Below are 26136 nucleotides of genomic sequence, written 5' to 3' on the forward strand. Positions count from 1 at the left end.
AGAGGGCCGGCTTGCGCCGGCCCTTTTCTTATGGTCTGGCGAAAGCTGGCGACAATCCGCGTCCGTGCCCCCAATTCGCCGATTTCTTGGCAGACCGATCAGACCATGGCCAATCCTCCGCCCGCCCCCGGCGCCCGCCTCATGCTCGTCTTCACCGTCACGCCCGCGCTCGACCCGCGCACGGTGGAGGCGGCGGTGCGCGCGGGCGATATCGCCTGCGTGGTGCTGCGCGTGTCTCCGGGGGAGACGGTCGGTGCGGCGCGCCTTGCCGAGATCGCCAGCGCGGCGCAGCGGCACGACGCGGCCGTTCTTCTGGAGGGGCCGGAGGGCTTCGTCGCCTCCGCCGGGCTGGATGGCGTTCATGTGGCGGCAGGGCCGGCCCTCGATGCGACGCTGCGGCTGCTCAAGCCTGCCGCTATCGTCGGAGCCGGAGGGCTGGTGACGCGCCACGAAGCCATGGTGGCCGGCGAAAGCGGGGCGGATTACGTGGCTTTCGGCGCTCTGGCGCCCGAGCCGGGCGAGTTCTTCCGCGTGCTCGATCTGGTGGGATGGTGGGCTGAACTGTTCGAAGTGCCCTGTGTCGGTGTTGCGTCGACCCTCGACGAGGTGACGGCGCTCGCCGAGGCCGGCGCGGACTTCATTGCCCTGTCCGAGTCGTTGCTGGCCTCTGGCGGCGGAGCGGCGAAGACCGTCGCGGCCGCGCAGGCGACTCTTGCTGCGGGCGACGACGCGCAATGAGGCCGCCAGTCCGCGCATCTCGGCGCAGGCCGGGGCTTGTCGTCCCAGGCGGTGCGGTCCTGCTCGCGGTTGCGCTGGCGGCTGCGCCTTCCATGGCGCATGCGCAGGCCCAGCCGCAGTCGGGCGCGACGCCCAAGCCCGCCGCGAAGCCCGCCAAGCCTGCCGACAAGGCTGGCAACAAGCCCGCAGCCAAGCCGGACCCCAACGCCGCCCAGCGTCCGCGCGAGCCGGCGCCCATGCCGCTTCTGGGTCCGCAGATCAGCTATCCCAGCCTGGATACGCCCGGCGGTACGGGGGATATCGCCTACGGGGCCTACCAGCGCGGCTACTACATCACCGCCTTCAACGAGGCGCTCAAGCGCGCCCGGGCCGGCGACGATCCGGCGGCCATGACGCTGCTCGGCGAGCTGTATTCGGATGGCCTCGGTGTCCCGCTCGACCCCAAGAAGGCCGTCGAGTGGTATCGCAAGGCCGCGGATGCCGGCTCGGTCGGAGCGCTGTTTGCGCTCGGCAACATGACCCTCGCCGGTCGCGGCGTTCCCATGGATGAGCCAGCGGCGGCGCAATTGTTCCGGCAGGCGGCAGAGAAGGGCAGCGCGGGCGCCGCCTACAATCTCGGCCTGCTGTATCTCCAGGGGCGGAAGATCCCCAAGGAGCCCTCCGAGGCCGCGCGCTGGTTCGAGATCGCCGCCGCCAAGGACGTGGAAGATGCGCAGTATGCCCTTGGGGTGCTGCTGAAGGAGGGCAACGGTGTCGACAAGGACATCGCCGCCTCCGCCCGCATGATCGGCGCTGCCGCCCGGCTTGGTCACATCACGGCGCAGGTGGAATTCGCCATCATGCAGTTCAACGGCAACGGCGTGCCCAAGGACGAGGCCGCCGCCGCCGCATTGTTCCGCAAAGCTGCGCTGGCCGGCAACGCCATCGCCCAGAACCGCTATGCGCGGCTTCTCGCGGTCGGCCGTGGGGTGCCGCAGGACAAGGTGCAGGCGGCTGTCTGGCACTTGGTCGCCAAGAGCCGCGGCCTCGGCGATCCCATGCTTGACGAGGTGGTGGCCAAGCTGCCCGACGCGGACCGCAAGAAGGCGCAGGCGCAGGCGGCGCGCTGGGAATCGGGGCGCGCCTGAAACTGCGTGTCGGCGTGTCAGAGACGCGGGCGCCTTTGCCTGAGGCCGTGTTGTGGCCCTTTTGCCACGCGCGCCGCCGCCATGCCGCTGCCTTCACCCCTGCACCTCCGCGCCATGATGACGCCACGTCGCGGCATCAGTGAAGGACACACCGGACAACGGCTGCACGGCCTCGTCCGAACCTTCTGGAACGGGTCCGAACTGCTTGCTGCGCTTCATCGAGGCCTGCAGGACCGAGCGGTGCCGACGCGACCCGGAGGGCGATGATAACGGCCCGGAAACCATGGCGAGCGGGAGTTGCCCGCATCCTCCGGTTTTCGGACCTCCGGGCGGCCCTCCGGCCGCGTGCGGAACGTTCGCTTAACCGGACGGCTTTAGACCCGAAGCCTCCGGTGCAGCGTTGAGAAGGGAGTTACCGGATGCGTTTCCTCAGCCTTGCTCGCGGCTTCCGGTTCGCGGCTCTGTTTGGCTTCGCGCTGGCTCTTGCCGCGTGCGCCAACAATCCCAACCAGAATGCCGGCGTCGGCGGCGCGGGTGGCCCTCCCGGTTCCCCTCAGGAGTTCGTGGTCGCCGTGGGCGATCGCGTGTTCTTCGAGAGCGACCAGACCGATCTCACCCCGCAGGCCCGCGCCACCCTGGACCGTCAGGCCCAGTGGCTCCAGCAGTACAACCGCTACACCTTCACCATCGAAGGCCATGCGGATGAACGCGGAACCCGCGAGTACAACATCGCGCTCGGGGCCAAGCGCGCCCAGAGCGTGCGAGACTACCTCGCCTCCCGCGGCATCGACCCGGCCCGCATGCGGACCATCTCCTACGGCAAGGAGCGGCCGGTGGCGGTGTGCAACGACATCTCGTGCTGGTCGCAGAACCGCCGCGCGGTGACGGTGCTCAACGGCGGCGGCGCCTGAGTCTGTTTCCAGACGTCATGAAGGCCGGTGCCCACGGGTGCCGGCCTTCGTGCGTCCTGCGCTCGCAAAACCTCGGTCGGTCCACGGCAAGTCGTTGCCGGGTCACACTTTGGACGCGATCAGCGGGGTAAAGTCCAACTGGTCGAACCGGCAGTCTTTCGGCCGTGCTCCCCGCCACCAGCCCCAAGCAAAAGTCACATGAAGATGCGCCTGCGCCCGGTCGGTGTTCTCGTCGCCTCTGCCGTTCTCTTCGGCCTTGCCTTCGGTGCGGCCCTGAGCACGGCGGCCCCTGCGGCCGCGCAGAACGACGGCAATCTCTTCGGCAACCTCTTCAAGCCGCCCCAGCCCGCGCAGGAGGCCCCGCGCGAGGACCCCGAGTTGATGGGGCGCATGGAGCGGCTGGAATCGACCCTGCGCCAGCTCACCGGTCAGGTGGAGCAACTCCAATACCGCAACCAGCAGCTCGAGGCGCAGGTGCGCCGGCTGGAAGAGGCCGGCGGCGGTCGCTCCTCCGCGGCACCGGTTGCCGCCCCTGCGGCCGCTCCGGTTCAGGCGCCGGCGGTGCTGCCCTCCGGCCGCCCGGCGGCCTCCCCCGCAGTGCCCGTCCGCCGTTCCGATGCGTTCGATCCCAACATGGACCCCGCCGCACCGGGCGCGCCCCAGCCGCTGGGTTCTGCCGGGAGCTCCGCGCCTCCGGCTCGCACAGTGGATGCCGGCCCCGTTCGCCCGGCCGCTGGTCAGCAAGTCGCGGCCCTTCCGTCCGCCGGCGCCACGGTGCGCGAGCTCTATGATTCCGGACAGGCGCAGCTTCAGCGCCAGGACTACGCGGGAGCGGAACAGACTTTCCGCCAGATCATCCAGTCCTCGCCGAACGACCGCCTGATCGCCGACGCGACTTTCATGCTCGGCGAGAGCCTGTTCCTGCGGCAGAATTATTCCGACGCCGCCGCTTCCTTCCTGGAAGTCTCCACCAAGTACCAGAACTCTGCGCGTGCCCCCGAGGCTCTGCTGCGGCTCGGCCAGTCCCTCGCCGGCCTCGGCGAGAAGGAGACCGCTTGCGCCACCTTCCAGGAGGTGGACCGCAAATATCCCCGCACCGCCTCCTCCGTCCGTCAGGCCGTGGAACGCGAGCAGAAGCGGGTCGGCTGCTGAGGCCGATGGCACCGGAATCCGCAGACCACCCGCGCGGGTCATCCGGATCGATGGATTCAGAAGACGGCGCGGCCGCGCGCCTCTCTCCCGAATCCGGCACGGTTTCCGACAACGAGCTCGACGCTCTCTTTTCCAGCCTTGCCAGCTACTCCGCCGTCCTCCTCGCCGTTTCCGGCGGGCCCGATTCCACCGCTCTGCTCCATCTTGCCGCCCGCTGGTGCGCCCGGCGCCCGGGTGGTCCGCGGCTCTTTGCGGCGACGGTCGATCATGGCTTGAGGCCCGCGGCAGCCGACGAGGCCGCCCAGGTCGCGCTGTTGGCTGCCGGATTGAAGGTGCCCCATCGGACGCTTCGCTGGCAGGGGGAAAAACCTGATCGTGGCCTCCAGGAAGCGGCCCGCGACGCGCGCTATGCGCTGCTCGCCGCCGAGGCGCGCCGGGTGGGCGCGTCCGCACTCGTCCTTGCGCATACACGCGACGACCAGGCCGAGACGGTTCTGTTCCGGATGGCGCGGGGGTCCGGCCTGACCGGCCTTTCGGGCATGAGCGCCAGGACGGACCGCGGTGACCTCGCACTGCTGCGGCCTTTCCTCGACCTGCCGAAGGCGCGTCTCGTCGCGTCTCTCGACAGCGCGGGCATCCCCTATGCGAGCGACCCATCGAACCTCGACGCACGCTTTGCCCGTCCGCGCCTGAGGGCGCTGGCTCCGGCGTTGGAGCGCGAAGGCCTCGATGCGCGCCGTCTTGCCCGTCTCGCGAGGCGCCTCGCCCGTGCGGATCTGGCGCTTGAGGTGGTGACCGACCGGGCGGAGGCGGAGCTCATTACCGCCGGAGCTGCGGGCATTTCGATGGACGGTGCCCGGTTCGCGGCTGTGCCGGAGGAAATCGCCCTGCGGCTGCTGGGCCGCTGCGTCGCGGCGCAGGGCAGGGAAGGGCCAGTGGAGCTGGCCAAGCTCGAGCTTTTGCTGGAGGCGCTTCTGGCCGCGCTGGCGCTGCCGCCTGCTCCATTTCGCCGCACCCTGGCAGGTGCAAGTGTGGCCGTCCGAAGGGGAAAGGTGCTCGTATCGACCGCACCACCCCGGCGCTCCGCCCAAGGGATCGCGACGAATTCAAGTGCGGAGAAGGCGGCTGTCCTTGGCAAGACGGGGCCTCGCTCCTAAATTAGGCGCTGGACGGTGCGGGAGGTTCCAGCGGCGGCGGTGCGTGCGGAGGTATCCCTTCCGTATGGTGAGGCGTCGAGACGGGACCGCCCTTCTGTCCCCACGAGGGTTCAATGAACGCCAATTTACGCAATTTCGCCCTTTGGGTGATCATCGTCCTGTTGCTGCTGGCGCTGTTCTCGCTGTTCAACAGCCCGGGCCAGCGCACCAACGCGAACGAAATCTCCTTCTCTCAGCTCCTCACTGATGTGGACGCTGGTAAGGTGCGCGAGGTCGTGATCGAGGGGCCGAACATCACCGGCACCTATTCCGACCGCTCCGGCTCCTTCCAGACCTACGCGCCGAACGACCCCTCGCTGGTGCAGCGCCTGTATGGCAAGGGCGTGCAGATCACCGCGCGTGCGCCGTCGGACAATGTTCCGTGGTTCGTGAGCCTGCTGCTCTCGTGGCTGCCCTTCCTGGCGCTGATCGGCGTGTGGATCTTCCTGTCGCGCCAGATGCAGGGCGCCGGCGGCAAGGCCATGGGCTTCGGCAAGAGCCGCGCCAAGCTCCTCACCGAGGCGCACGGTCGCGTGACCTTCGACGACGTGGCCGGCATCGACGAGGCCAAGAGCGACCTCACCGAGATCGTGGAATTTCTGCGTGACCCGCAGAAGTTCCAGCGCCTCGGTGGCCGCATCCCGCGTGGCGTGCTGCTCGTCGGCCCCCCCGGCACCGGCAAGACGCTGCTCGCCCGCGCCATCGCGGGTGAGGCCAACGTGCCGTTCTTCACCATCTCGGGCTCGGACTTCGTGGAAATGTTCGTGGGCGTCGGTGCCAGCCGCGTGCGCGACATGTTCGAGCAGGCGAAGAAGAATGCGCCGTGCATCATCTTCATCGACGAAATCGACGCGGTGGGCCGCCACCGCGGTGCCGGCCTCGGCGGCGGCAATGACGAGCGCGAGCAGACCCTCAACCAGCTGCTGGTGGAGATGGACGGCTTCGAGGCGAACGAGGGCATCATCCTCATCGCCGCGACCAACCGTCCGGATGTGCTCGACCCGGCGCTGCTGCGTCCCGGCCGTTTCGACCGTCAGGTCATCGTGCCGAACCCGGACGTGGTCGGCCGCGAGCAGATCCTGAAGGTGCATGCGCGCAAGATTCCCGTCGCGCCCGACGTGAACCTCAAGACCATCGCCCGCGGCACCCCCGGCTTCTCGGGCGCGGACCTCGCCAACCTCTGCAACGAGGCGGCGCTGATGGCGGCCCGGCGCAACAAGCGCATGGTCACCATGTCCGAGTTCGAAGACGCCAAGGACAAGGTGATGATGGGCGCCGAGCGTCGCTCCCTCGTGATGACCGAGGAAGAGAAGATGCTCACCGCCTATCACGAGGGCGGTCACGCCATCGTCGCACTCAACGTGCCGGCGACGGACCCGGTCCATAAGGCCACCATCATTCCGCGTGGTCGCGCGCTCGGCATGGTCATGCAGCTTCCGGAGCGCGACAAGCTCTCCATGAGCTATGAGCAGATGACCTCGCGCCTCGCCATCATGATGGGCGGACGCGTCGCCGAGGAACTCGTGTTCGGCCACGACAAGGTGACGTCCGGCGCCGCCTCCGACATCGAGCAGGCAACCCGCCTCGCGAAGATGATGGTGACGCGCTGGGGCTTCTCCGACCTACTCGGCCAGGTGGCCTATGGCGAGAACAACGAGGACGTGTTCCTCGGCATGTCCATGCAGCGCCATCAGAACGTGTCCGAAGCCACCGCCCAGACCATCGACAAGGAGGTCCGGCGGCTGGTGGACGAGGGCTACTCCGAGGCCAAGCGCATTCTCTCCGAGAAGTACGATGACCTCGAGACGTTGGCCCGTGGCCTTCTCGAATACGAGACCCTCTCGGGTGACGAGATCGTCGACCTCCTCGATGGCAAGACGCCGAACCGGGAGAGCGTGATCGAACCGTCCAACCCGCGCGGCTCGGCCATCCCCACCACCAAGCGCCCCCGTCCCGGCGGCGCCGGCGGCTCCATCGAGCCTCAGCCCCAGGCCTGAGGTCTGTAGGACAGGAAAACGCCCGCGCAAGCGGGCGTTTTTCGTTTGTGTCGGGCCCCCTCCTTTGCTGTGCGCTCCCAGGCAGGACTCGGAGGGCGGGTTCTGCGCAGAATCCATCGACACAACCGGCGGCGCGAGTCATAGGCAGGGCTCATGTCCCTCCTCGCCCGCACTTCCATTGTTTCGGCGGCAACCCTCGCGTCCCGCGTGTTGGGCTTTGCGCGGGATGCGGCCACAGCCGCCGTGCTCGGCGTCGGGCCGGTGGCTGATGCGCTGGCCGCGGCCATGGCGCTCCCGTTGCTGGCGCGCCGGCTGCTGGCGGAAGGCGCCTTCAATCTCGCCTTCATTCCGGCGCTCGCCCGAACACGCGAAGCCGCGGGAGCAGACGATGCGGCGGCCGGCCGTCTGGCGGGCGCGACCCTGCTGCTGCTCTGCGGCTTCCTTCTGGTCTTCGCGGCCGTCGTCGCGCTCTTCATGCCGCAGGTGATCGGTCTGATGGCGCCGGGCTTCGAGGCGGGCGGGCAACGGGCGGACGTCGCCGTCCTCTGCGGTCGGGTGGTGGTTCTCTATCTCCCGCTCGCGGGGCTCGCGGCGATCTACGGCGGCATCGCCAATGAAGCCCATCGCGTGCTGCTGCCCGCCTTGGCTCCGGCAGCGGCCAATGTCACGGTGCTGGTGGTCATCGGCGCATTGCTCGCCAAGGGGCTGATGGAGAGCGACACGGCCGCTTTCGCCATCGCCGCGGCGCAGGTGGGCGCAGGCGCCGCCCAGTTCGCCATCATGCGGAGGGCGGCCAGGGCTTGCCCGACGCTGCCACTGTTCCGTGTGCTGAGGCCTCAGGATCTCCGGGCGGCGCTTGGGGTCCTGCGGGCGGCATCGCCCGCGCTTCTCTTTGCCGGGCTGAGCCAGCTCCGCTTCATCATCGTGGTGGCAGCCGTGTCCGCCAGCCCCGGAGCGGTGGCGGCGCTGAACTACGCACAGCGGCTGATGGACCTTCCCCTCGGTCTCGTCGGCGCCAGCGCCGGTGCCGTCCTCGTGCCGGCGCTGCTCCGGAGGGGGGAGGCCGAGGCCGCGGACGATGCCGGCCGGGCGGTGCTGGCGGCGCTTGCCTTTGCCCTGCCAGCGGCTGTCGGGCTTGCCGTTCTCGCCGAGCCCATCGTCGTCACGCTGTTCCAGCGGGGCAGCTTCGATAGCGAAGACGCACGGCTCACCGCGGCCCTGTTGGCCGTGCTCTCGCTCTCGCTGCCGGCGCAGGGGCTGGAGCGCATTCTCTCCGCCGCCGCCTCCACGTCCGGGCAGATAAAGGCGGCGGAGCGAATCGCGTTCGGCTCGCTGCTCATCTGCGTTGTCGCTGCTGCAGGGCTCGGAACCGTCTACGGCCCCTTGGCCGCGGCGGGGGCCGTGGCGCTGTCCTCCGTCGCGTCCATCCTGGGCTTGGGGGGCGTCCTCATTGTCCGCGGCGCTCTGCGGTTCTCGCTCCCCGTACTGCTCTCGTCGGCGGGCCTCGCGGCGGCGAGCCTCGCCATGGGTTTCGCTGTGGGCGTGTTCGCCGCAGCGTGGCCCGCGCCGATTGGAATGCTTTCTGGCATCGCGCGGCTGATCGCTCTGGTTCTCAGCGGCGGACTTGTCTACGGCGCCGGGGCGCTCGCCGTGAAGGCGGCCGTCTCGAAGGCCTGGCTGGGGCGCGTCTGAGCCGGGCAGCAGCGTTGCGGGCCGCGCCCTTGCGCCGTGCCGCCCCAGGTGGCATGACGCGCCGCATTCACTTTCGCGGGCCGTTGCCCGTGTTCTGGTCGAGCGGCGCGCCGCTCTTTGGGGAGTTCGCCATGGCGGCGGTCGCAGAACGCGTATTTTCCGGCGTGCAGCCCACGGGCAACCTGCATCTCGGCAATTATCTCGGCGCCATCAAGCGCTTCGTGGAACTGCAGAAGAGCCACGAGTGCATCTATTGCGTGGTCGACCTCCACGCCATCACCGTCTGGCAGGACCCGGAAGAGCTGAAGCGCCACACCCGCGAGGTCACGGCCGCCTTCATCGCCTGCGGCATCGACCCCAAGGCCCACATCGTGTTCAACCAGAGCCAGGTGTCCGGCCATGCCGAACTCGCCTGGGTGTTCAACTGCGTCGCCCGCATGGGTTGGCTGAACCGCATGACGCAGTTCAAGGAGAAGGCCGGCAAGGACCGCGAGAACGCATCCGTGGGCCTGTTCGCCTATCCGACCCTGATGGCCGCCGACATCCTGCTCTATCGCGCCACCCATGTGCCAGTGGGCGACGACCAGAAGCAGCATCTGGAGCTGACTCGCGATATCGCCCAGAAGTTCAACACGGACTTCGCGCCCTCCATCGCCGCCAACGGCCATGGCGAAGGCTATTTCCCCATCACAGAACCGCTCATCGCCGGGCCGGCGACGCGCGTGATGAGCCTGCGCGACGGCTCCAAGAAGATGTCGAAGTCGGAGCCATCGGACTTCTCCCGCATCAACCTCACCGATGATGCCGACGCCATCGCCGGCAAGGTGCGCAGGGCGAAGACGGATCCGGAACCGCTGCCCTCAGAGGAAGAGGGGCTGAAGGGTCGGCCGGAGGCGGACAACCTCGTCGGGATCTTCGCCGCCCTGTCGGACACTGCCAAGGCGCAGGTGCTGGCGGACTACGGCAACGCCCAGTTCTCGGTCTTCAAGGCCGCGCTGGTGGACCTCGCCGTGGCAAAGCTCGGCCCTATTGGCACCGAGATGCAGCGCCTGATGGCCGATCAAGCCGCCATCGACGCGATTCTCGTTGACGGCGCCGACCGCGCGCGGGTGATCGCCGACCAGACCATTCGCGACGTGAAGGACATCGTCGGCATGGTGCGCTGAGTTGAGCCGCCGGCGCGGCCTTGCCCGCGTCGGGTGCGGCGCCTAAGTGTGGGGCATGTCGCCCGACGCAGAGGAGGCCGTGATGCCGCAGATGAACGCCACGGTCGATCCGGAAGAGGTCGCGCGTTTCGATGCGCTCGGTGCCCAGTGGTGGGACGTGAAGGGCAAGATGGCGCCGCTGCACGCCATGAACCCTGCACGCCTTGCCTTTCTGCGCGACACTCTGGTGCGCCACTTCTCCCGGGACGCCCGGTCGCTTCGCCCGTTGAAGGGGCTGTCCCTCGTCGACATCGGCTGTGGCGGAGGCCTCCTCAGCGAGCCCCTCGCCCGCATGGGTGCCGATGTGACCGGCATCGATCCGGCCCCCGGCAACGTGGACATCGCCCGCGCCCACGCCGCGCTATCGGGCCTTGCCGTGACCTATGAGGCCGAGACCGCCGAGGCGCTGGCCGAGCGTGGGGCGCGCTTCGACGTGGTGGTGGCGCTGGAAGTGGTGGAACATGTGGCCGATGTCGGCCTGTTCGTGCGCACCGCCGGCCGTCTGGTGACGGAGGGCGGCCTGCTGCTGCTCTCGACGTTGAACCGCACGTCCAAGAGCTTTGCCCTCGCCATCGTCGGCGCCGAATACATTCTGCGCTGGCTGCCGCCCGGCACCCATCGCTGGGAGAAGTTCGTGACGCCGGAGGAGCTTGAGGCGACGCTCGCTGCAGCCGGCTTCGCCGCGCGGGAAAAGGTGGGGCTCGCCTACGAGCCGTTCTCCGGCGATTTCCGCCTGACGGAGGATCTCTCGGTGAATTATTTCATGGTCGCCGAGCGCGAGGCCTGAGCCTCAATTCCGGTCTTCCGGCAGCACGGGCAGGGGGAACACCTCCACCTCATCCTCGTGCAGGGCCTTCACCTCTTCCGCCGTCGCTTCGCCGCGAATGGGGCGGTGCTCGATCTCGCCGTCGTGCATCTTGCGGGCGAGATCGGCGAAATTGTCTCCCACGTCATCCGAGTTCGCGACGATGTGGTCCCGCAACTGGCGCATGAGCGTGCGCAGTTCGCTGTCGGGCCGCGCCATCATGGCGACGGGCGTTGCCTCTGCGGGGGAGACTTCGGCGGCCGGCGCGCTCGTGGCTTCCGCGGCCGGCTCCTTCGCTGAGGTCCCCTTGTCGGTACGCGCGACGGAAGGGGCCATTACGGCTTTCTCAACCTTCGCCGAGTTGCAGGTCGGGCAGGTGACGAGGCCACGCGCGTGCTGGGTGTCGTAGCTGGCCGAGGAAGGGAACCAGCTTTCGAACTCGTGGCCATCGTCGCACTTGAGGGTGTAGCGGATCATGAGGAGGCACGCACCACGTGAAGGTGGCCGATCTGTCCCGGCTCGGCGACCTCGAACCGGCGGCCGTTGGCAAGGGAAGGAATGCGGGCGCGCGCCGCGGCGACTTCGGCCATGTCGATCTCGGCGAGGATCACGCCCGGGTCGGTACCGCCCTCGGCGATGACGCGGCCCCAGGGGTCGACAACCAGCGAATGGCCGTAGGTGTCGCGGCCGTTTTCGTGCCGGCCACCCTGGGCGGCGGCGAGAATGTAGGCACCATTCTCGATGGCGCGGGCGCGCAGCAGCACGTGCCAGTGGGCTTCCCCGGTCGGTCGGGTGAACGCGGAGGGCACGGTGAGCACCTTGGCGCCGCCCTCGGCGAGGGCCCGGTAGAGCGCGGGAAAGCGCAGATCGTAGCAGATGGTCATGCCGACGCGGATGTCGTCCACGTCGGTCAGAACGGCCCGCTCGCCCGGCCGGTAGGCATTGGACTCGCGATAGCTCTCGCCATTGCCGAGGTCCACGTCGAACATGTGGATCTTGTCGTAGCGGCCGGTGATCTCGCCATCCGCATCGATGACGAAGCCGCGGTTCACGGCCTTGGAATCGGAGACCTTCAGGGCAAGGGAGCCGATATGCAGCGTGATGCCCAGTTCGCGGGTCAGCTGGCGCAGGGCGGCGAGAGTCGCGTCGTTGCCCTCTTCCTGCAGCTTCTCGAACAGGACCTTGCGGTCCAACTCCATGATGTTTGTGACTTCGGGCGTCTGGACATAGCGGGCGCCGTCCCGCGCCGCCTCGCGGATGAGGGCGGCGGCGGCATCGAGGTTCGCTGCAGGTTCACGGCCACTGCGCAACTGGACCAGGCCGACGCGGAGGGTATTGCCGGCCCGCACGGCGGGAGCAGGCTTGGCCGGGTTCGGTTCCGAGGTGGTCATGGGGCTTGATCTCTCGCTGCCGCCGGAGCCGGAAACGCCGCATCGCGCCCGGCGCGGCGCGATTTCAGACAGATAGGCCCTTCCTGACGGGAATGCACGGGGGGCCGCCGCTTGCGCGCCCCCGCGCCAGATGTGCCGTGCCCGGCGTCAGGCCGCCAGGGCGTCCAGCCGTCCGGCTTCCTCCAGAGCATACAGGTCGTCGCAGCCGCCCACATGGGTCTCGCCGATGAATATCTGCGGGACGGACGTGCGCCCGCCAGCCCGGCGGATCATCTCTTGCTGGCCTTCGGCGTCGGTAGTCACGTCGATCTCGGTGAAGGTCAAGCCTTTGCGCCGCAGCAATTCCTTAGCGGAATGGCAGTAGGGGCACCAGCTCTTGGTATAGATTTCGATGGGCTTCATGATGTCACGACTGGTGGGACGGCGCAGGGGGCGTGCCGTCACGAAAGCGTCGCATCATAAGGGGTCAGCCGAATTCGACAACCCGCGCAAACGTGAGGGCGTCAATGCCCGTGGCGCCTGCGCGCCGGAGCACCTGCGCGCAAGCATCAAGCGTCGCGCCCGTGGTATAGACGTCGTCCACAAGCAGAACGCGCCGCCCCTCGATCCGATGCGCTGCAGCATGCGGCACCGCAAAAGCCCCGGCGACATTTGCGCGGCGCGCGCTGCGCCCCAGCGCGGTCTGCGAGGGGGTCCGGCGCTGCCGCACCAGCGCGCCCGCATCGACCGGCAGCGCTGTGGCCGCCGCCACATGCCGCGCGAGCAGCGCCGCCTGATTGAACTTGCGCCGCCAGAGCCTGAAGGGATGGAGCGGCACGGGCACGATGATCTCGGCCGTGGCCGTGAGGTCTGTGCCGGCCTGCAGCATCAGCCGGGCCAAGGGCGCGGCGAGGTCGAGGCGGTCGGCATATTTCAGCTTGTGGACGAGGCCGCGGGCCACGTCGTCGAAGGTCACGGCCGCGCGGGCGCGATCATAGGCCGGAGGGTCGGCGAGGGCTTCGGCCGAGATCCAGCCATCTCCGAACACGCGGTCTGGATCATGGCTGAACGGCGCGCCGGTCCGCTCGCAATAGGGCCGGCTGATGAAGGAGAGCTGGCCCCAGCAGGGCCCGCACAATCCCCCCGCCGCGCCCGTGATGCTTCCGCAGGCGATGCAGGTGGGCGGCAGAGCCAGGCCGAGCAATGCGGACCCAACGCCGCGCGCGACGGCGCCCGCCCGGCCGATCCGCTCCGAAATGCCTGCCGCCGAAAGGTCCATGGATGCCCCCGGATCGATCTTCCGTCCGGGGGCGATGCCTGTAAAGCCGCGCCTCAGCGCGGCGTGAAGGTCCGCAGCAGCAGGGCGTTGGCGATGACGCTGACGGACGAGAGCGCCATGGCGGCTGCCGCCACCATGGGCGACAGGAGCAGGCCAAGGCTGGGATAGAGCACGCCCGCCGCAATCGGCACGCCCGCCGCATTGTAAAGGAAGGCGAACAGCAGGTTGCGCCGGATGTTCGCCATGGTCGCGCGGGACAAAGCCCTGGCATGGGCGATGCCGGCCAGATCGCCCTTCAGCAGGGTGATGCCGGCACTTTCCATGGCGATATCCGTGCCCGTGCCCATGGCGATGCCTACGTCCGCTACGGCGAGGGCCGGGGCATCGTTCACGCCGTCGCCGGCCATGGCCACGACGTGCCCTTCCTTGCGCAGGCGCTCGACCACCTCGGCCTTGCGCGCCGGCAGGACTTCCGCCTCTACCTCGATGATGCCAAGGCGTTTGGCGACAGCCAGCGCCGTGGTGCGGTTGTCGCCGGTGAGCATGACCACGCGCACGCCGTCCTGCTGGAGGCGCTTCAGCGCGGCTTCGGTCGTGTCCTTCACCGGATCGGCGATGGCAACGAGGCCGGCGGCCTTGCCGTCGATGGCGACGAACACCGCCGTTGCCCCCTCGCGGCGGAAGCTCTCGGCGATCGCGGTCTGATGGTCGGTATGGACCCCGATTTCACTCATGAAGGCGGCGTGGCCGACGGCGATCGCGTGGCCTTCCACCTGTCCGACGATGCCCTTGCCCGCCGGGCTCTCGACAGCGGATGGCTCGGAGGTGACAAGCTCGCGTGCCGCCGCCTCGTGGACGATGGCGGCGCCGAGCGGGTGTTCGCTCGCCCGCTCCAGCGCGGCGGCCAGGCGCAGGACTTCATCCTCGCTGCGGCCGTTGAAGGCGCGCACGGCGATCACCTTGGGCTTGCCGACGGTGAGGGTGCCGGTCTTGTCCACCACCACCACGTCCACCTTCTCCATGCGCTCCAGAGCCTCGGCGTTGCGGACCAGCACGCCGAGCTGGGCACCGCGGCCGACGCCCACCATCACCGACATGGGGGTGGCGAGGCCGAGGGCGCAGGGGCAGGCGATGATGAGCACGCTCACCGCCGCCATCAGCGCGAAGGTGAGCCGGGGCTCGGGGCCGACCGCCATCCACACGGCGAAGGCGACGACGGCGGCGCCGAACACCAGCGGCACGAACCAGCCGGAAACCTGATCCGCCAGCCGTTGGATCGGTGCGCGGGAACGCTGCGCCTGCGCCACCATCTGCACGATCTGTGAGAGCAGGGTGTCGCGCCCGACCTTCTCCGCCTGCATGGTGAAGACGCCGGAAGCGTTGACCGTGCCGCCGATCACCTTCTCGCCCGGCTCGCGGGAGACGGGCAGCGACTCGCCGGTGACGAGGCTTTCGTCCACCACGGCGCGGCCATCCGCCACCGTGCCGTCCACCGGCACCTTTTCGCCGGGGCGCACGCGCAGGACGTCGCCGGGGGCGACGAGGCCGAGGTCGATGGTCTCATCGGTGCCATCGGGCCGGATGCGCAGGGCGGTCTTGGGGGCGAGAGAGAGCAGGGCCTTGATGGCGCTGGAGGTCTGATCGCGGGCGCGCAGCTCAAGCACCTGCCCGAGCGCGACCAGGACGGTGATGACTGCCGCCGCCTCGAAATAGACCGGCACGCCACCGCCATGCGCGTGGAAGTCATGCGGGAACAGCCCTGGCGCGAAGGTGCCGACCAGCGAATAGAGATAGGCCACCCCCGTGCCCATGGCGATGAGGGTGAACATGTTGAGATGCCGCGTCTTCAGAGACAGCCAGCCGCGCTGAAGGAAGGGCCAGCCCACCCACAGCACGACAGGTGTCGCAAGGGCGAACTGCACATAGTTCGAGATCTGCTGGGGCAACGGGGACCAGCCGAAAAGATGGCCGCCCATCTCCAGCACGAAAACGGGGAGGGTGAGCGCGAGGCCGATCCAGAAGCGGCGGGTCATGTCCACCAGCTCGTGGTTCGGCCCCTCGTCGAGGGTGACGACCTCCGGCTCCAGCGCCATGCCGCAGATGGGGCAGATGCCGGGGCCGATCTGCCGGATCTCCGGGTCCATGGGGCAGGTGTAGATGGTGCCCGCCGGCACTTCGACAGGCGGCGGCGGGGCGCTGCCGCCCACGTAGCGCACGGGATCGGCCTTGAACTTGGTCTCGCAGGACGAGGAACAGAAGAAATAGGGCTTCTTCTCGTGGCGGGCGGAGTACTTGGCCGTGCCGGGCGACACCATCATGCCGCACACCGGGTCTTTCACCGGCGCGAGATACGTCTCGGGCGCCGCCTCGAACTTGGTCTTGCAGCCGTTGCCGCAGAAGAAATAGGTGCGCCCCCCATGCTCCGTCGTGGGCTTGCCGGCGGCCGGGTCGGTCTTCACGTCCATGCCGCAGACCGGATCCTTCACCGTCTCGGGCAGCGCCGGCCTGGCGGCACCCGACAGGTCGAGCGGGGGCGGGGCCTTGCCACCGCAGCAATCGCCGCCGTGCGAGGAATGGTCGTGTGATGAGTGGTCGTGTGCCATGGCGGCTCCGCAAATCCGTTTGCCAGCGTTAGGCCGCATCTGGGCAGGTGGCCTTGCGCTGGCTCATGTTCAAGGCGGCAATAAACCCCCTGGGGGTATCGTCTCTTGTCCAATATACCCATAGGGGGTATATGGCAAGGCATGCGCAGCCCGACCAAAGAGCAAGTCCAGAAGCGCCTGAGCCGCATTGAGGGCCAGGTGCGCGGCCTCTCCCGCATGGTGGAGGAGGACCGCTACTGCATCGACATTATCACCCAGCTCTCGGCGGTCCGGGCCGCCTTGCGGCGGGTGGAGGAGGAGGTGCTGAAGGATCACGTGGGGCATTGCGTCGAGCATGCGATCCGCTCGGGCGACGCGGAGGACCAGCGTCGCAAGGTGGCGGAGCTGATGGAGGTCATCGTCCGCAGCGAGCGGTGAGGGAAGGGTCAGTCCCGTTCCAGGAAGATCAGTTCGCTCTCGTCATAGGCGCGCCGCTCGATCTCGCGGAAGCCTTCCGGCGTCACGAACAGGCCGGTGCGCTCCTCGATGATGAGCAGAGCATCGGCGGCGAGCCAGCCGCCCTCCATCGCCGCAGTGATGGCCTGAACCGCGAGGCCCTTTCCATAGGGGGGGTCGCAGAAGACGAGGCCATAGGGGTCGCCCGGCCCCATGGGACCGGGGCGGGTGGCATCGCGGCGGAACACCTTGGTGACGCCGGTGAGGCCCAGCGCCTCCACATTGTCGCGGATTAGCCCGCGCGCCTCCGCCGCCTCTTCCACGAACAGCGCGAAGCGCGCTCCACGGGACAGTGCCTCTATGCCCAGCGCGCCGGTGCCGGCGAACAGGTCCAGCACGCGCGCGCCGTCACACGGATCGCCGTAGGCGTGCGCAAGCACGTTGAACAGGCTTTCACGCAGCCGGTCGGAGGTCGGCCGCGTGAGGCTGGAGGACGGGCCTTTCAGCGCCCGTCCCTTGAGTCGGCCCCCCACGATGCGCATAAGTCACATGCCCGCGTCAGCGTTTGCCGCGCGGACCGCCCGGCTTGCCGGGGCCGGAGCGTCCCGCGCCGGGCTTGCCCCCCGGCTTTCCGCCAGAAGGCCGGCCACCGGGCTTGCCGCCGCCCTTCGCGCCGAACCCGCCCGGCCGGCCGGCGGGCTTGCCACCACCGGGACGATCCTCGAATGAACGGGTACGGCCGGCTGGCTTGTCGCCATAGCTGCGCTCACGCGGCGGCCGGTCGCCGAAGTCACCGCGACCCTCCGGGCGCGGCCGGGCGCGCGCCGGGCGTTCGCCCTCCGTCCGGTCACCACCGAAGCTGCGGCTGCGTGCAGGCTTGTCGCCATAGTCACCGCCACGTCCTTCCGGCCGGGTCCGGGCGCGGGCGGGGCGTTCGCCCTCGGGCCGGTCGCCGCTAAAGCTGCGGGAACGGGCGGGCTTGTCGCCGAAATCGCCACCGCGCCCTTCCGGCCGGGGCCGCGAGCGCGCCGGGCGCTCGCCCTCCGTCCGGTCACTGCCGAAGCTGCGGCTGCGAGACGGCCGATCCCCGAAATCGCCGCCTCGCCCTTCCGGACGCGAGCGGAACGGGCGGTCGCCCTGCGGGCGCTCGCCCTCGCGGCGGGGGCCGGAGCGCTTGAAGCCGCCGTCGTCCTCGTAGCGGCGCGGACGCTCGTCACCGCCGCCGGAGCGGGTGGGACGGCGACGGAAATCTTCCTTCTCCTCGCGCGGGCCGCGCCCACGGGAGGCGTCATCGCGGAAGGAGGGGCGCCCCTCGCGGCGCGGACGCTCGGCCGCGCCCTCGTCCCGGCTGCGGCGGAAGGGACGCCCTTCGCCCTCACCAGCGGCGGGACGGGCCCGGCGCGGCGCCTCGTCCTTCGGCGCGCGTACACGCTCGACCTTCACGGAGCGGCCCTTGCGGTCGGCGACGGTGCCCACCCGCTCGGTGCCGTGCTCCTCGCTGGCGCGACGGCGCACGCGCGGGGCGGCAGGGCGGATGACGTCCTCCACCGGCGCGTCGAACTCCTCACGCTCGCGGCTGGCGCGGCGGGCCGGCGTCTTCAGCCCCCCGGCCTTGTCGGCCGCAGCCTGCTTGCGTCCCGCGGGACGGTAGGCCGGGCGCACCGGGACTTCCTCGATCTCCCGTTCCACCAGCGGTCCGGCAAAATCGGCACCGGCGGCGGCGGCGAGGTCGGCACCGATCTGGTCGCGCAGCACGCGGGTGCGCACTTCCTCGACGCTGCCCTCGGGAATCTCGCCCAGCTGGAAGGGCCCGTAGGACACGCGGATCAGCCGGTTCACGGCGAGGCCGAGCGCGCCCAGCACGTTGCGGATTTCGCGGTTCTTGCCTTCACGCAGGGACACGGTGATCCAGGCATTGGCGCCCTGCACGCGGTCGAGCTCGGCCTCGATGGGGCCGTACTCCACACCGTCCACGGTGATGCCTTTGAGGAGCGTGTCGAGCTTCGCCTGGTCGATCTCGCCATTGGCGCGCACGCGGTAGCGGCGCAGCCAGCCGGTCTCCGGCAGCTCCAGCACGCGGGCGAGGCCGCCGTCGTTGGTGAGGAGAAGCAGGCCCTCGGAATTGAGGTCGAGCCGGCCCACGCTGACGAGGCGCGGCAGGCCCTTGGGCAGGATTTCGAACAGTGTCGTGCGGCCTTCCGGGTCGCGGTTGGTGGTCACGACGCCCTTGGGCTTGTGGTAAAGGAAGAGGCGGGTGCGCTCGCGCTCCGGCAGCGGCTCCCCGTCGATGGTGATTGCGTCGGCGGGCGTGACGGTGACGGCGGGGCTGGTGAGCACCTCGCCGTTGACGGCCACGCGGCCGGCCTCGATCCATTCCTCGATCTCGCGGCGCGAGCCGAGGCCGGCGCGGGCGACGACCTTGGCGACGCGCTCTGCCTCCTTCTGGGGGGCGGCGGGAAGTTCGCGCTTCTGGCGCGGAACGCGGTTCTTGTCCTTGCGGGGCGGTGATGTGCGCGGCATGAGGGGGAGTTAGCACAGCGCAGGCTGCGCGGCGAGCGCGGCGATGAGTCGGGTGAGATCGGGGGCGGCTAAAGGCACCATGTCCGGAACCTTCATGCAGATGGCGCTCAATGAGGCGCGCGCGGCGGCCGAGCGGGGCGAGGTTCCGGTAGGCGCGGTTCTCGTGCGCGGCTCGGAGGTTATCGCCCGCAACGGCAACCGCACGCGCGAGCTGAACGACCCCACGGCCCATGCGGAGATGCTGGTGGTTCGCGCGGCGGGCGCGCAGCTCAAGTCCGAGCGGCTGATGAACTGCGATCTCTACGTGACGCTGGAACCCTGTGCCATGTGCGCGGCGGCGCTCTCCTTCGCCCGCATCCGGCGCCTCTATTTCGGCGCGCCGGACCCCAAGGGCGGTGCCGTGGAACACGGCCCGCGCTTCTTCTCGCAGCCCACCTGCCACCACGCGCCCGAGGTCTATGGCGGCATCGCCGAGCGGCAGGCGGCTGAGGTTCTGCGGGCCTTCTTCCAGGAACGCCGGTAGCCGGTCTACGGCCGTCCCTGGGCCAAAAACGGCATCGCCACATCAAGCGTCGCCTTCGGCGCCTCCTCCGCCAGGAAATGGCCGGCCTCGATCGCCTGGCCTTCCACCTGGGGCGCGAACGCCTTCCAAGCCTCCAGTGGGCTCGCACCTCTGCTCGGAATGCCAGCTGCGCCCCATAACGCGAGCGTCGGGCAGGAGAGGGTGCGCGCGGCGGCGATGTCCGCCTCATCGTGGGCGAGATCGATGGTGGCGCCGGCTCGATAGTCCTCGCACATGGCGTGGAGGCGATCCGGGGACGAAATGGCTGCGCGATAGGCAGACATGGCGCGCGGATCGAAGGCCGAAATGTCCTTGTGCGCCGTCCAGCTCGCCATGGTCCAATCGAGGAACCATGCGGGGTTCCCGCCCACCAGCTTCTCGGGCAGGGGCTTGGGCTGGGCCAGCATCGCCCAGTGATAGACCTGCAGTGCGCGGGCCCGGTCCATGCGGTGCCACATCACGTAGGTTGGCACGATGTCGAGCAGGACCAGCCGGTCGAGCCGGCCCGGATGGTCCAGCCCCAGCCGGTAGGCGGCTCGCGCGCCCCTGTCATGGCCCATGACGGAAAAATGGGCGAAGCCGAGGCTTTCCATCACCTCCACCATGGCGGCGGCCATGGCGCGCTTGGAATAGGGGAAATGATCTGCCCCGCCTTCTGGTGCCGCGCTCCAGCCGTAGCCGGGCAGGTCGGGGATGACGAGGGTGTGCTGTTCGGCGAGCTTCGGCGCCACCCGGTGCCACATCACATGGCTCTCGGGGAAGCCGTGGAGCAGCAGCAGGGGGGTGCCCGTTCCTCCCTGCCGCAGGAAGATGCGGCCAGCCTTCGTGTCCACGTAGTGCGAGGCAAATCCGGGAAAAAGATCAGACAGATCGGACACGCGAACCTCCCTTTCGCCGCCCGGTGGGCCGGGGCGGCCGCAACAGCGGGCAACCTTTCAAGACGGGACTGGAGCGGCAGGTTCCGCGCTCAGTCGAACACTTCGTCCGATGCCGTAATGAGACCGAGGCTTGGCGACTTCGCGCAGAAAGCGGCGAGCTTTTCGGCATTCTTCATGAACTTGTCCGTGTCGATCACCGGGGGGGCGTCGTCGTCCTTGTAGTAGGCATCCAGCCACGTGAGGATGATGGTGATCGTATCCTTGTCCGCCTGCAGGAACTGCTGGCAGGTCATGGTGGAGAGGTCCCATTTCTCGGCCGCAGCGGGGCAGAGACCCGCCATGAGGACGATGGCCCCGACGCCCAGACGTTTCAGCATTGCGCCCTCCCAGGATTCGCGGCCATTCCGGCCTGCACGGCCATGATGCGCCGGGGATCGTAGCGGCACCAGCCGAAGGCCGGCACCGTAGCCGAGCACGTTCTCGCGAGCCCGAATGATCCTTCAGCGCGCGTCGAGCACGACGGCGCAGGCATCCGGGAGATCGGCGAGGGTGAGGGGCGGCTTGGGCTTGGAGGGTTCCTTTTCGGGCTTGGGGTGCAGCACCGCGTCGGTGAACCACCAGTCCAGCTCCGATCCGCAGCCTTCGCCGGTCGGCGGGGCTTCCTGCGGCCGGCAGTCGGGACTGGAGGCGGGGCAGGTGAGGCGGATGTGCATGTGGTAGTCGTGCCCCCAATAGGGCCGCACCTTGGCGAGGAAGGAGCGGTCGCCCGTTGCCTCCCGGCACAGGGCTTTCTTGATGGCGGCATTGACGAAAATGCGCTCGACCCGCGGCTCGACGGCGGCGGCGCGGATGACTTTCCAGGTGTCCGGGCGCCAGTTGGCGGGGTCGATGTCCTTGCGGTCGGCGCGGACCATCATGGAGGCGGAGAGCTTCTCGCGCTCCTCGCGGGTGAGTTCGCGGCCGGGGCTGGGAGTGAGCCAGATGTCGGCGTCGAGGCCGATCTGGTGGGAGGCGTGGCCGGTGAGCATGGGGCCGCCGCGCGGCTGGGCCATGTCGCCGACGAGAATGCCTTGCCAGCCAGACACTTGTGGCACCTTCGCGGAGAAGCGCTCGAGGAAGGCGACGAGGTCCGGGTGGCCCCAGTTGCGGTTGCGGGACAGGCGCATGACCTGCCAGTTCGGACCGTTGACCGGCAAGGCTTCGCCGCCGGCGAGGCAGCCCTTGGAATAGAAGCCGATGCTGCGCGCGGCCATGGGAGCCGGCTGGGTGGCGCGGCCGAACAGTTCCTTGGCGGGAACCGCAGCCGCGGGCTTGGCTGCCGGCTGGGCGTGGGCGGCCGTGCCGAGAAGGGCGAGGATCGCCGCGGCGGCGAGCCGGCGCATCAGCTCGTAACCTTCTGTGCCAAAACAACAAATCCCCCGTCGCTCCGGGTGCCCGGATGGGCGGGGAGGTCGGTCAGGAACAGGGTCGTCCCGGGCGTCACCAGCGCCGCCACCTGTTTGTTGATGGAGGGATCGACGCTGATTCGGGCCAATGCATCCTGCGCCTGGCCCGGGGCGACGCCGCGGCCCTCGTAGGAAACAGCGCTCCAGCGGGGGGCGTTCCCGTCCTTGCTCATGAGCACATAGACGAGGTTTCCCAAGGGGTTCTGCGGATCGCGGATGCTCACCGGACCCTGCACGGCGGTCTGCGCGCCCTTCAGCACGGTGATGGTGCCGTCGGCCCGGCTGACCACCATGGAGACCGGCTCCGGGGTGGCCGTCGCATCCTGCGGGGCTCCTTGCCCGGTGGCGGAGGTGGCGAGCTGCTGCTCCAGACCCTCGCTCATGATAAGTCCCGGATGCAAAACATCTTCTGGCGCCGAATGGCGGTCGGCGATGATGACCGGGGTGCCCAGGTGGGTGATGCCGAAGACCAGTTTGGAGAATTCCAGCGGCAGGTGCACGCAGCCGTGGGAGGAGGGGTATCCGGGGAGGCCACCCGCGTGCAGCGCGACGCCGGACCAGGTCAGGCGCTCCGTGTAAGGCATTGATGCATCGTTATAAAGCGAGGAGTGGTGGTCCACGTCCTTGCCGAGGATGGTGAATACCCCGGTAGGGGTCTCGTGCCCGTCCTTGCCGGTGGAGACGGTAGATGCCCCTATCCGGACACCGTTTCGGTAGACGAAGCACAATTGGTCCGTCAGATTCACCACGATGGCGACGAAGCCGTCCGGCGCGCGCTCCGGATACCAGACGTAAGTGCCTGGTTTCAAAGCCTTAATCTCGGCGAGGTCGGGGTCGTCGGCGGCGATGGCCGGCAGCAGGGCATCGGCCATCATCGCCCCGGCGAGGGTGGCGGCGAGCTTCAGGGTTCCGCGGCGGGAGAGGCTGAACGGGACGACCATCGGCGATTCACCCCAGGTTTCCGAATCGGGTTTCACCACGTTTTCACCCGGGGTTCGGTGCCTGTCCAATGGTGTCAGCTCCCGAACCGGCCTCTCACCCCAGCATGGGCACCTCGCTTACCACCCCAATACCTTCAGGCGTGATCCGGCAGACGAGGCCGATGGCCTCCACACCGACTTCCCGCGCCCGGTCGAAGGCGCGCCCATAGAAGGGGTCGAGATCACGGGCGAGGGCGATCGAATCGGCGGAGCCGATCTGGCTGATGTAGACCATCACCGCCCGCCGCCCCGCCGCGACCTCGCCGGCCAGTTCCTCCAGATGCTTCGCGCCGCGGGCGGTCACGCAGTCGGGGAACTCGGCCTTGCCGGGCGCGCGCATGAGGTGGACGTTCTTCACCTCCACGAGGCAGTCGGGGCGGGCGTCGTCCTCCAGCTTGATGTCGACCCGGCTGGACTTGCCGTATTTCACCTCCCGCCGCATCCGGGCATAGCCGGAGAGGGGCGGCACCTGCCCGGCGGCGATGGCCTCGGCCACCAGCAGGTTGGGGTGCATGGTGTTCACCCCCACCCATTCCGGCCCGGCGCCGAAATCCGCCTCCACCAGCTCCCAGCTCAGGGCGAGCTTGCGCGCGGGGTTGAGGGAGCGGGAAAGCAGCACGCGGCTGCCGGGGGTATCGAGCCCCAGCATGGCGCCGGAGTTCGCCACATGCGCCGTGGTCTCGGTGCCGTCGTCCAGCACCACGTCGGCGAGGAAGCGCTTGTAGCGCCGGACCAGCCGGCCCGGCAGCAGGGGGGCGGCGAATAGCATCAGGAGACGCGGTCGTCGCTGCGACCGGCGAGGCACATGAGGGTCTGGGTGGCGGTGGCGCAATGGGTGCGGATGCCGCCCGCCTCGGCATAGACCTCGATCTTCGCCACGGTCAGGGTGCGCCCCGCCCGCGTCACCTCGCCCACGGCGATGAGCCGCTCGCCCTTGCCGGGGGCCATGATGTTGATCTTGTACTCCACCGTCAGCACGGTCGAGTCCGGCGGAAACAGGCTGAAGGCGGCATAGCCGCCGGCCGTGTCGGCGATGGCGCCGATGGAGCCGCCGTGGAAATAGCCGTGCTGCTGGGTCACCTTTTCCGCATGGGGCAGCACGATCTCCACCCGCCCCGGCGCCACCGCGCCGAGGGTGGCGCCGATGAGGGTCATGAAGGGCTGGCGGGCGAAGCTGTCGCGCACCTTGGTCTCAAACGCGGGATCGCGGGGGGTGAAGGGCTCGGTCACGGGCGCCGTCGTGCTGCGGAGGGAAGGGCGACCATAGCGGCGCGGGGCCGTCGCTGGAAGCGGCGGGGCTGGAGGCGTCACGGCGAGGGCGTTGATGGCGGGGGTGTTCCCCGGACAAGCGACACCGAAGGTGGAGCGCTGATCCGGGGGCCAGCGCAAGATTCCGCGTAGCGGCGATGCCTGGGACCGCTGGCGTTCGGCAGCGCCTTCGGCGGTCCTTTGCGCTGGGTCCCGGCTCGCATTCCGCTGCGCTGCATGGGTCCGGGACGCGCGGGTGGTTCATGGCGCCCGCCGTCGTCCTCCGGTTCAACCGGCGGACCCATGGCGGCGTTTGTCCCGGTCCTCGCGCACGGGCGCCGGTGGGGGGATGGGCCCTCCGGTCAGGCCGGAGGGCGACGGCGGTTGGGGTGGAGGCGGCGGGGCGGTCGATAGCGGGGGCGTCGATGGCGGGTGTTCCCCGGACAAGCGACACCGAAGGTGGAGCGCTGATCCGGGGGCCAGCGCAAGACTCCGCGTAGCGGGCGATGCCTGGGAGCGCTGGCGTTCGGCAGCGCCTTCGGCGGTCTTTGCGCTGGGTCCCGGCTCGCATTCCGCTGCGCTGCATGCGTCCGGGACGCGCGGGTGGTTCTGCGCGCCCGCCGTCGTCCTCCGGTTCAACCGGAGGATCCATGGCGCCGTTTGTCCCGGTCTCTGCACGCGGGGGCCGGTGGAGGAATGGGCCCTCCGGTCACGCCGGAGGGCGACGGCGGTTGGGGTGGGGGCGGCGGGGCAGGAGGCGGCAGGCCGGCAAGCGCCCGGGGCGCGGTGGCGGGTGGGGCGGCGGCCCGGGATGGGGCGGGCTTTCCCCACGTTGACAGCGGCCGGGCCGGCGCCTCTTCTGCGCGGGGGGCTGCGGAATACCGCGGCTTTGGCGCAGGTCAGCGGGGCCGGTCACATGAGCTACGTCTATCTTCTCATCGCCATCGTCGCCGAGGTCATCGCCACCTCGGCGCTGAAGCAGGCGGAAGGCTTCACCAAGCTTGGCCCGTCCGCCATCGTGGTGGTGGGCTATTGCGTCGCCTTCTTCTGCCTGTCGCTCACCCTGCGCACCCTGCCGGTGGGCATCGCCTATGCCATCTGGTCCGGGGTCGGCATCGTGCTCGTCACCGGATTCGCCTGGGTCTATTACGGCCAGAAGCTCGACCTGCCGGCGCTGATCGGCCTGGGGCTCATCATCGCCGGCGTCATCGTCATCAATCTCCTGTCGAAGAGCGTCGCGCACTAGGCGCCCTCAAAGTTCCTCGGCGCCCTCCCGGGCGCGGGCGAGGAGCTTCTTCGGTTCGATGAGCGCATCCTTCTCCGGGTCGTGGACCACGGCGCCGAACGAGCCGGCGAGGGCGGCGAGCACCGCCATGGCGCTCACCTCCTCGCGGATGTCGCCGGTCCACTTGATGTCGGCGGCCACGTCGCGCCCGCCCAACGCCGGGGCGAGGGCCGGGGACTTTCCGCCGTCCTCCCCCACGTCGCGAAACCTGAGGGTGAAGCCGGCATCCTCGCCCTGGAGGGTGCAGGGAAGGTAGCCGGAGGTTTCCAGCGGCACATAGCCGTCGTCCAGCACCAGCTTGAGCTTGAAGGCATCGAGCGCCGCCTGCAGGGCGGCGCGGTCGGGCACATCGGCCCGGTTGAGATAGGCGGTACGGGCGCGCGCCATGGCGGGCTGCCTCCAAGTCTTGAAATATCAATGCCGGTCTGGCCGGCGGCGAATGAAACGGGAGCAGTTTACGGGATTTCCCGCCGGCGCGGCATCCCCTCGCGGGGGGCGCCAAAGGCACCCCGTTCCCCGGACAAGCGACACCGCAGGTGGAGCGCTGATCCGGGGCCCAGCGCAGGACTCCCGCGCAGCGGGCAATGCCCAAGAACGGTGGGATCACGAAGCGCCTGCGGCGGTTTGTTGCGCGGGACCCCGGCGCGCATTCCGCTGGCGCTGCATGCGTCCGCGGCGCGAGGGCGGTTCGGCGGACGGGTGCCAGCG

26 protein-coding genes are annotated in these 26136 nt (G+C 69.3%); 12 read left to right on the forward strand and 14 right to left on the reverse strand.

Features of this window, described 5'->3' with window-relative positions; genetic code table 11:
• The first annotated feature begins 105 nt into the window (after positions 1–105).
• From ACT535_RS20500 to ubiG, 9 genes are all read left to right on the forward strand, one after another.
• Positions 106–738 carry a thiamine phosphate synthase gene (locus tag ACT535_RS20500; protein WP_476365819.1) on the forward strand — a complete coding sequence of 211 codons (633 nt, stop codon included), beginning with the start codon at positions 106–108 and terminating at the stop codon, positions 736–738.
• A 92-nt stretch (positions 739–830) separates the two neighbouring features.
• Positions 831–1865 carry a tetratricopeptide repeat protein gene (locus tag ACT535_RS20505; protein ID WP_476365820.1) on the forward strand — a complete coding sequence of 345 codons (1035 nt, stop codon included), beginning with the start codon at positions 831–833 and terminating at the stop codon, positions 1863–1865.
• Between the two features lie 419 nt (positions 1866–2284).
• Positions 2285–2776 (forward strand): peptidoglycan-associated lipoprotein Pal, encoded by a 492-nt coding sequence (gene pal / locus ACT535_RS20510; RefSeq protein WP_024279727.1) that lies wholly within the window; start codon positions 2285–2287, stop codon positions 2774–2776.
• 198 nt (positions 2777–2974) lie between these two features.
• Positions 2975–3928 carry a tol-pal system protein YbgF gene (gene ybgF / locus ACT535_RS20515; RefSeq protein WP_476365821.1) on the forward strand — a complete coding sequence of 318 codons (954 nt, stop codon included), beginning with the start codon at positions 2975–2977 and terminating at the stop codon, positions 3926–3928.
• Between the two features lie 50 nt (positions 3929–3978).
• Positions 3979–5085, forward strand: a complete 1107-nt coding sequence (tilS, locus tag ACT535_RS20520) for a tRNA lysidine(34) synthetase TilS (RefSeq protein ID WP_476365822.1) — start codon at positions 3979–3981, stop codon at positions 5083–5085.
• A 113-nt stretch (positions 5086–5198) separates the two neighbouring features.
• The gene (ftsH, locus tag ACT535_RS20525; RefSeq protein ID WP_476365823.1) at positions 5199–7121 is read left to right on the forward strand and encodes an ATP-dependent zinc metalloprotease FtsH; all 1923 of its coding nucleotides are present in this window, start codon (positions 5199–5201) and stop codon (positions 7119–7121) included.
• A 153-nt stretch (positions 7122–7274) separates the two neighbouring features.
• Complete coding sequence (gene murJ, locus ACT535_RS20530; RefSeq protein ID WP_476365824.1) at positions 7275–8813, forward strand: murein biosynthesis integral membrane protein MurJ; 1539 nt, start codon at positions 7275–7277, stop codon at positions 8811–8813.
• A 131-nt stretch (positions 8814–8944) separates the two neighbouring features.
• A complete protein-coding gene (gene trpS / locus ACT535_RS20535) occupies positions 8945–9979 on the forward strand; it encodes a tryptophan--tRNA ligase (RefSeq protein ID WP_168456380.1) in 1035 nt (344 codons plus the stop codon).
• An 82-nt stretch (positions 9980–10061) separates the two neighbouring features.
• Entirely contained in the window at positions 10062–10805 is a 744-nt protein-coding gene (gene ubiG, locus ACT535_RS20540; protein WP_476365965.1) for a bifunctional 2-polyprenyl-6-hydroxyphenol methylase/3-demethylubiquinol 3-O-methyltransferase UbiG, read from the forward strand.
• 3 nt (positions 10806–10808) lie between these two features.
• On the opposite strand, the gene ACT535_RS20545 is transcribed toward ubiG, so the two are convergent.
• The 5 genes from ACT535_RS20545 to ACT535_RS20565 all read right to left on the reverse strand — a co-directional run bounded on the left by ACT535_RS20545 (position 10809) and on the right by ACT535_RS20565 (position 16075).
• Positions 10809–11300 (reverse strand): DUF1178 family protein, encoded by a 492-nt coding sequence (locus tag ACT535_RS20545; RefSeq protein ID WP_476365825.1) that lies wholly within the window; start codon positions 11298–11300, stop codon positions 10809–10811.
• A complete protein-coding gene (locus ACT535_RS20550; protein ID WP_476365826.1) occupies positions 11297–12214 on the reverse strand; it encodes a carbon-nitrogen hydrolase family protein in 918 nt (305 codons plus the stop codon). The genes ACT535_RS20545 and ACT535_RS20550 overlap by 4 nt, the downstream gene beginning before the upstream one ends.
• Positions 12215–12361: 147 nt before the next feature.
• A complete protein-coding gene (gene grxC / locus ACT535_RS20555; RefSeq protein WP_168456384.1) occupies positions 12362–12616 on the reverse strand; it encodes a glutaredoxin 3 in 255 nt (84 codons plus the stop codon).
• Positions 12617–12680: 64 nt separating this feature from the next.
• Positions 12681–13472 carry a ComF family protein gene (locus ACT535_RS20560; RefSeq protein WP_476365827.1) on the reverse strand — a complete coding sequence of 264 codons (792 nt, stop codon included), beginning with the start codon at positions 13470–13472 and terminating at the stop codon, positions 12681–12683.
• Positions 13473–13525: 53 nt separating this feature from the next.
• Positions 13526–16075, reverse strand: a complete 2550-nt coding sequence (locus ACT535_RS20565; protein ID WP_476365828.1) for a heavy metal translocating P-type ATPase — start codon at positions 16073–16075, stop codon at positions 13526–13528.
• Between the two features lie 141 nt (positions 16076–16216).
• Between ACT535_RS20565 and ACT535_RS20570 the strand changes: the two genes are divergently transcribed.
• The gene (locus ACT535_RS20570) at positions 16217–16492 is read left to right on the forward strand and encodes a metal-sensitive transcriptional regulator (protein WP_024279715.1); all 276 of its coding nucleotides are present in this window, start codon (positions 16217–16219) and stop codon (positions 16490–16492) included.
• Positions 16493–16500: 8 nt separating this feature from the next.
• Here the strand turns inward: ACT535_RS20570 and rsmD are convergent, their stop codons facing one another.
• Positions 16501–17052 (reverse strand): 16S rRNA (guanine(966)-N(2))-methyltransferase RsmD, encoded by a 552-nt coding sequence (gene rsmD / locus ACT535_RS20575; protein ID WP_476365829.1) that lies wholly within the window; start codon positions 17050–17052, stop codon positions 16501–16503.
• Between the two features lie 16 nt (positions 17053–17068).
• Complete coding sequence (locus ACT535_RS20580; protein WP_476365830.1) at positions 17069–19030, reverse strand: pseudouridine synthase; 1962 nt, start codon at positions 19028–19030, stop codon at positions 17069–17071.
• A gap of 79 nt (positions 19031–19109) precedes the next feature.
• Between ACT535_RS20580 and ACT535_RS20585 the strand changes: the two genes are divergently transcribed.
• On the forward strand, positions 19110–19553 hold the full coding sequence (locus tag ACT535_RS20585; RefSeq protein ID WP_168456389.1) for a nucleoside deaminase: 444 nt from the start codon (positions 19110–19112) through the stop codon (positions 19551–19553).
• A 5-nt stretch (positions 19554–19558) separates the two neighbouring features.
• On the opposite strand, the gene ACT535_RS20590 is transcribed toward ACT535_RS20585, so the two are convergent.
• The 6 genes from ACT535_RS20590 to ACT535_RS20615 all read right to left on the reverse strand — a co-directional run bounded on the left by ACT535_RS20590 (position 19559) and on the right by ACT535_RS20615 (position 24125).
• A complete protein-coding gene (locus tag ACT535_RS20590; RefSeq protein WP_476365831.1) occupies positions 19559–20470 on the reverse strand; it encodes an alpha/beta fold hydrolase in 912 nt (303 codons plus the stop codon).
• Between the two features lie 89 nt (positions 20471–20559).
• A complete protein-coding gene (locus tag ACT535_RS20595; RefSeq protein WP_476365832.1) occupies positions 20560–20847 on the reverse strand; it encodes an HdeA/HdeB family chaperone in 288 nt (95 codons plus the stop codon).
• Between the two features lie 123 nt (positions 20848–20970).
• Positions 20971–21852 (reverse strand): penicillin-insensitive murein endopeptidase, encoded by an 882-nt coding sequence (gene mepA / locus ACT535_RS20600; protein ID WP_168456392.1) that lies wholly within the window; start codon positions 21850–21852, stop codon positions 20971–20973.
• Complete coding sequence (locus ACT535_RS20605; RefSeq protein ID WP_476365833.1) at positions 21852–22856, reverse strand: L,D-transpeptidase; 1005 nt, start codon at positions 22854–22856, stop codon at positions 21852–21854. Before ACT535_RS20605 ends, mepA begins: the two co-directional genes overlap by 1 nt.
• 94 nt (positions 22857–22950) lie before the next feature.
• Positions 22951–23664, reverse strand: a complete 714-nt coding sequence (sfsA, locus tag ACT535_RS20610) for a DNA/RNA nuclease SfsA (protein ID WP_476365834.1) — start codon at positions 23662–23664, stop codon at positions 22951–22953.
• Positions 23664–24125 carry a PaaI family thioesterase gene (locus ACT535_RS20615; protein WP_476365835.1) on the reverse strand — a complete coding sequence of 154 codons (462 nt, stop codon included), beginning with the start codon at positions 24123–24125 and terminating at the stop codon, positions 23664–23666. Before ACT535_RS20615 ends, sfsA begins: the two co-directional genes overlap by 1 nt.
• A 934-nt stretch (positions 24126–25059) precedes the next feature.
• Between ACT535_RS20615 and ACT535_RS20620 the strand changes: the two genes are divergently transcribed.
• Entirely contained in the window at positions 25060–25389 is a 330-nt protein-coding gene (locus ACT535_RS20620) for an SMR family transporter (protein ID WP_168456396.1), read from the forward strand.
• A gap of 6 nt (positions 25390–25395) precedes the next feature.
• On the opposite strand, the gene ACT535_RS20625 is transcribed toward ACT535_RS20620, so the two are convergent.
• Positions 25396–25815, reverse strand: coding sequence for a hypothetical protein (locus tag ACT535_RS20625; RefSeq protein ID WP_476365836.1), 420 nt, complete (start codon positions 25813–25815; stop codon positions 25396–25398).
• Positions 25816–26136: the final 321 nt, after the last annotated feature.

The organism is Xanthobacter sp. DMC12 (genome assembly GCF_056314105.1).

What these genes read in the sequence shown, in the direction of transcription:
- grxC (WP_168456384.1), bottom strand. Translation starts at nt 12,616, where the DNA reads ATGAAGCCCATCGAAATCTATACCAAGAGCTGGTGCCCCTACTGCCAT.
- ACT535_RS20585 (WP_168456389.1), top strand. Translation starts at nt 19,110, where the DNA reads ATGTCCGGAACCTTCATGCAGATGGCGCTCAATGAGGCGCGCGCGGCG.
- trpS (WP_168456380.1), top strand. Translation starts at nt 8,945, where the DNA reads ATGGCGGCGGTCGCAGAACGCGTATTTTCCGGCGTGCAGCCCACGGGC.
- ACT535_RS20605 (WP_476365833.1), bottom strand. Translation starts at nt 22,856, where the DNA reads ATGGTCGTCCCGTTCAGCCTCTCCCGCCGCGGAACCCTGAAGCTCGCC.
- ACT535_RS20505 (WP_476365820.1), top strand. Translation starts at nt 831, where the DNA reads ATGGCGCATGCGCAGGCCCAGCCGCAGTCGGGCGCGACGCCCAAGCCC.
- ybgF (WP_476365821.1), top strand. Translation starts at nt 2,975, where the DNA reads ATGAAGATGCGCCTGCGCCCGGTCGGTGTTCTCGTCGCCTCTGCCGTT.
- tilS (WP_476365822.1), top strand. Translation starts at nt 3,979, where the DNA reads ATGGATTCAGAAGACGGCGCGGCCGCGCGCCTCTCTCCCGAATCCGGC.
- murJ (WP_476365824.1), top strand. Translation starts at nt 7,275, where the DNA reads ATGTCCCTCCTCGCCCGCACTTCCATTGTTTCGGCGGCAACCCTCGCG.
- mepA (WP_168456392.1), bottom strand. Translation starts at nt 21,852, where the DNA reads ATGCGCCGGCTCGCCGCCGCGGCGATCCTCGCCCTTCTCGGCACGGCC.
- ACT535_RS20550 (WP_476365826.1), bottom strand. Translation starts at nt 12,214, where the DNA reads ATGACCACCTCGGAACCGAACCCGGCCAAGCCTGCTCCCGCCGTGCGG.
- ACT535_RS20570 (WP_024279715.1), top strand. Translation starts at nt 16,217, where the DNA reads ATGCGCAGCCCGACCAAAGAGCAAGTCCAGAAGCGCCTGAGCCGCATT.
- ACT535_RS20545 (WP_476365825.1), bottom strand. Translation starts at nt 11,300, where the DNA reads ATGATCCGCTACACCCTCAAGTGCGACGATGGCCACGAGTTCGAAAGC.
- ACT535_RS20500 (WP_476365819.1), top strand. Translation starts at nt 106, where the DNA reads ATGGCCAATCCTCCGCCCGCCCCCGGCGCCCGCCTCATGCTCGTCTTC.
- ACT535_RS20565 (WP_476365828.1), bottom strand. Translation starts at nt 16,075, where the DNA reads ATGGCACACGACCACTCATCACACGACCATTCCTCGCACGGCGGCGAT.
- ACT535_RS20595 (WP_476365832.1), bottom strand. Translation starts at nt 20,847, where the DNA reads ATGCTGAAACGTCTGGGCGTCGGGGCCATCGTCCTCATGGCGGGTCTC.
- rsmD (WP_476365829.1), bottom strand. Translation starts at nt 17,052, where the DNA reads ATGCGCATCGTGGGGGGCCGACTCAAGGGACGGGCGCTGAAAGGCCCG.
- ACT535_RS20620 (WP_168456396.1), top strand. Translation starts at nt 25,060, where the DNA reads ATGAGCTACGTCTATCTTCTCATCGCCATCGTCGCCGAGGTCATCGCC.
- ACT535_RS20625 (WP_476365836.1), bottom strand. Translation starts at nt 25,815, where the DNA reads ATGGCGCGCGCCCGTACCGCCTATCTCAACCGGGCCGATGTGCCCGAC.
- pal (WP_024279727.1), top strand. Translation starts at nt 2,285, where the DNA reads ATGCGTTTCCTCAGCCTTGCTCGCGGCTTCCGGTTCGCGGCTCTGTTT.
- ACT535_RS20560 (WP_476365827.1), bottom strand. Translation starts at nt 13,472, where the DNA reads ATGGACCTTTCGGCGGCAGGCATTTCGGAGCGGATCGGCCGGGCGGGC.
- ftsH (WP_476365823.1), top strand. Translation starts at nt 5,199, where the DNA reads ATGAACGCCAATTTACGCAATTTCGCCCTTTGGGTGATCATCGTCCTG.
- ubiG (WP_476365965.1), top strand. Translation starts at nt 10,062, where the DNA reads ATGCCGCAGATGAACGCCACGGTCGATCCGGAAGAGGTCGCGCGTTTC.
- sfsA (WP_476365834.1), bottom strand. Translation starts at nt 23,664, where the DNA reads ATGCTATTCGCCGCCCCCCTGCTGCCGGGCCGGCTGGTCCGGCGCTAC.
- ACT535_RS20580 (WP_476365830.1), bottom strand. Translation starts at nt 19,030, where the DNA reads ATGCCGCGCACATCACCGCCCCGCAAGGACAAGAACCGCGTTCCGCGC.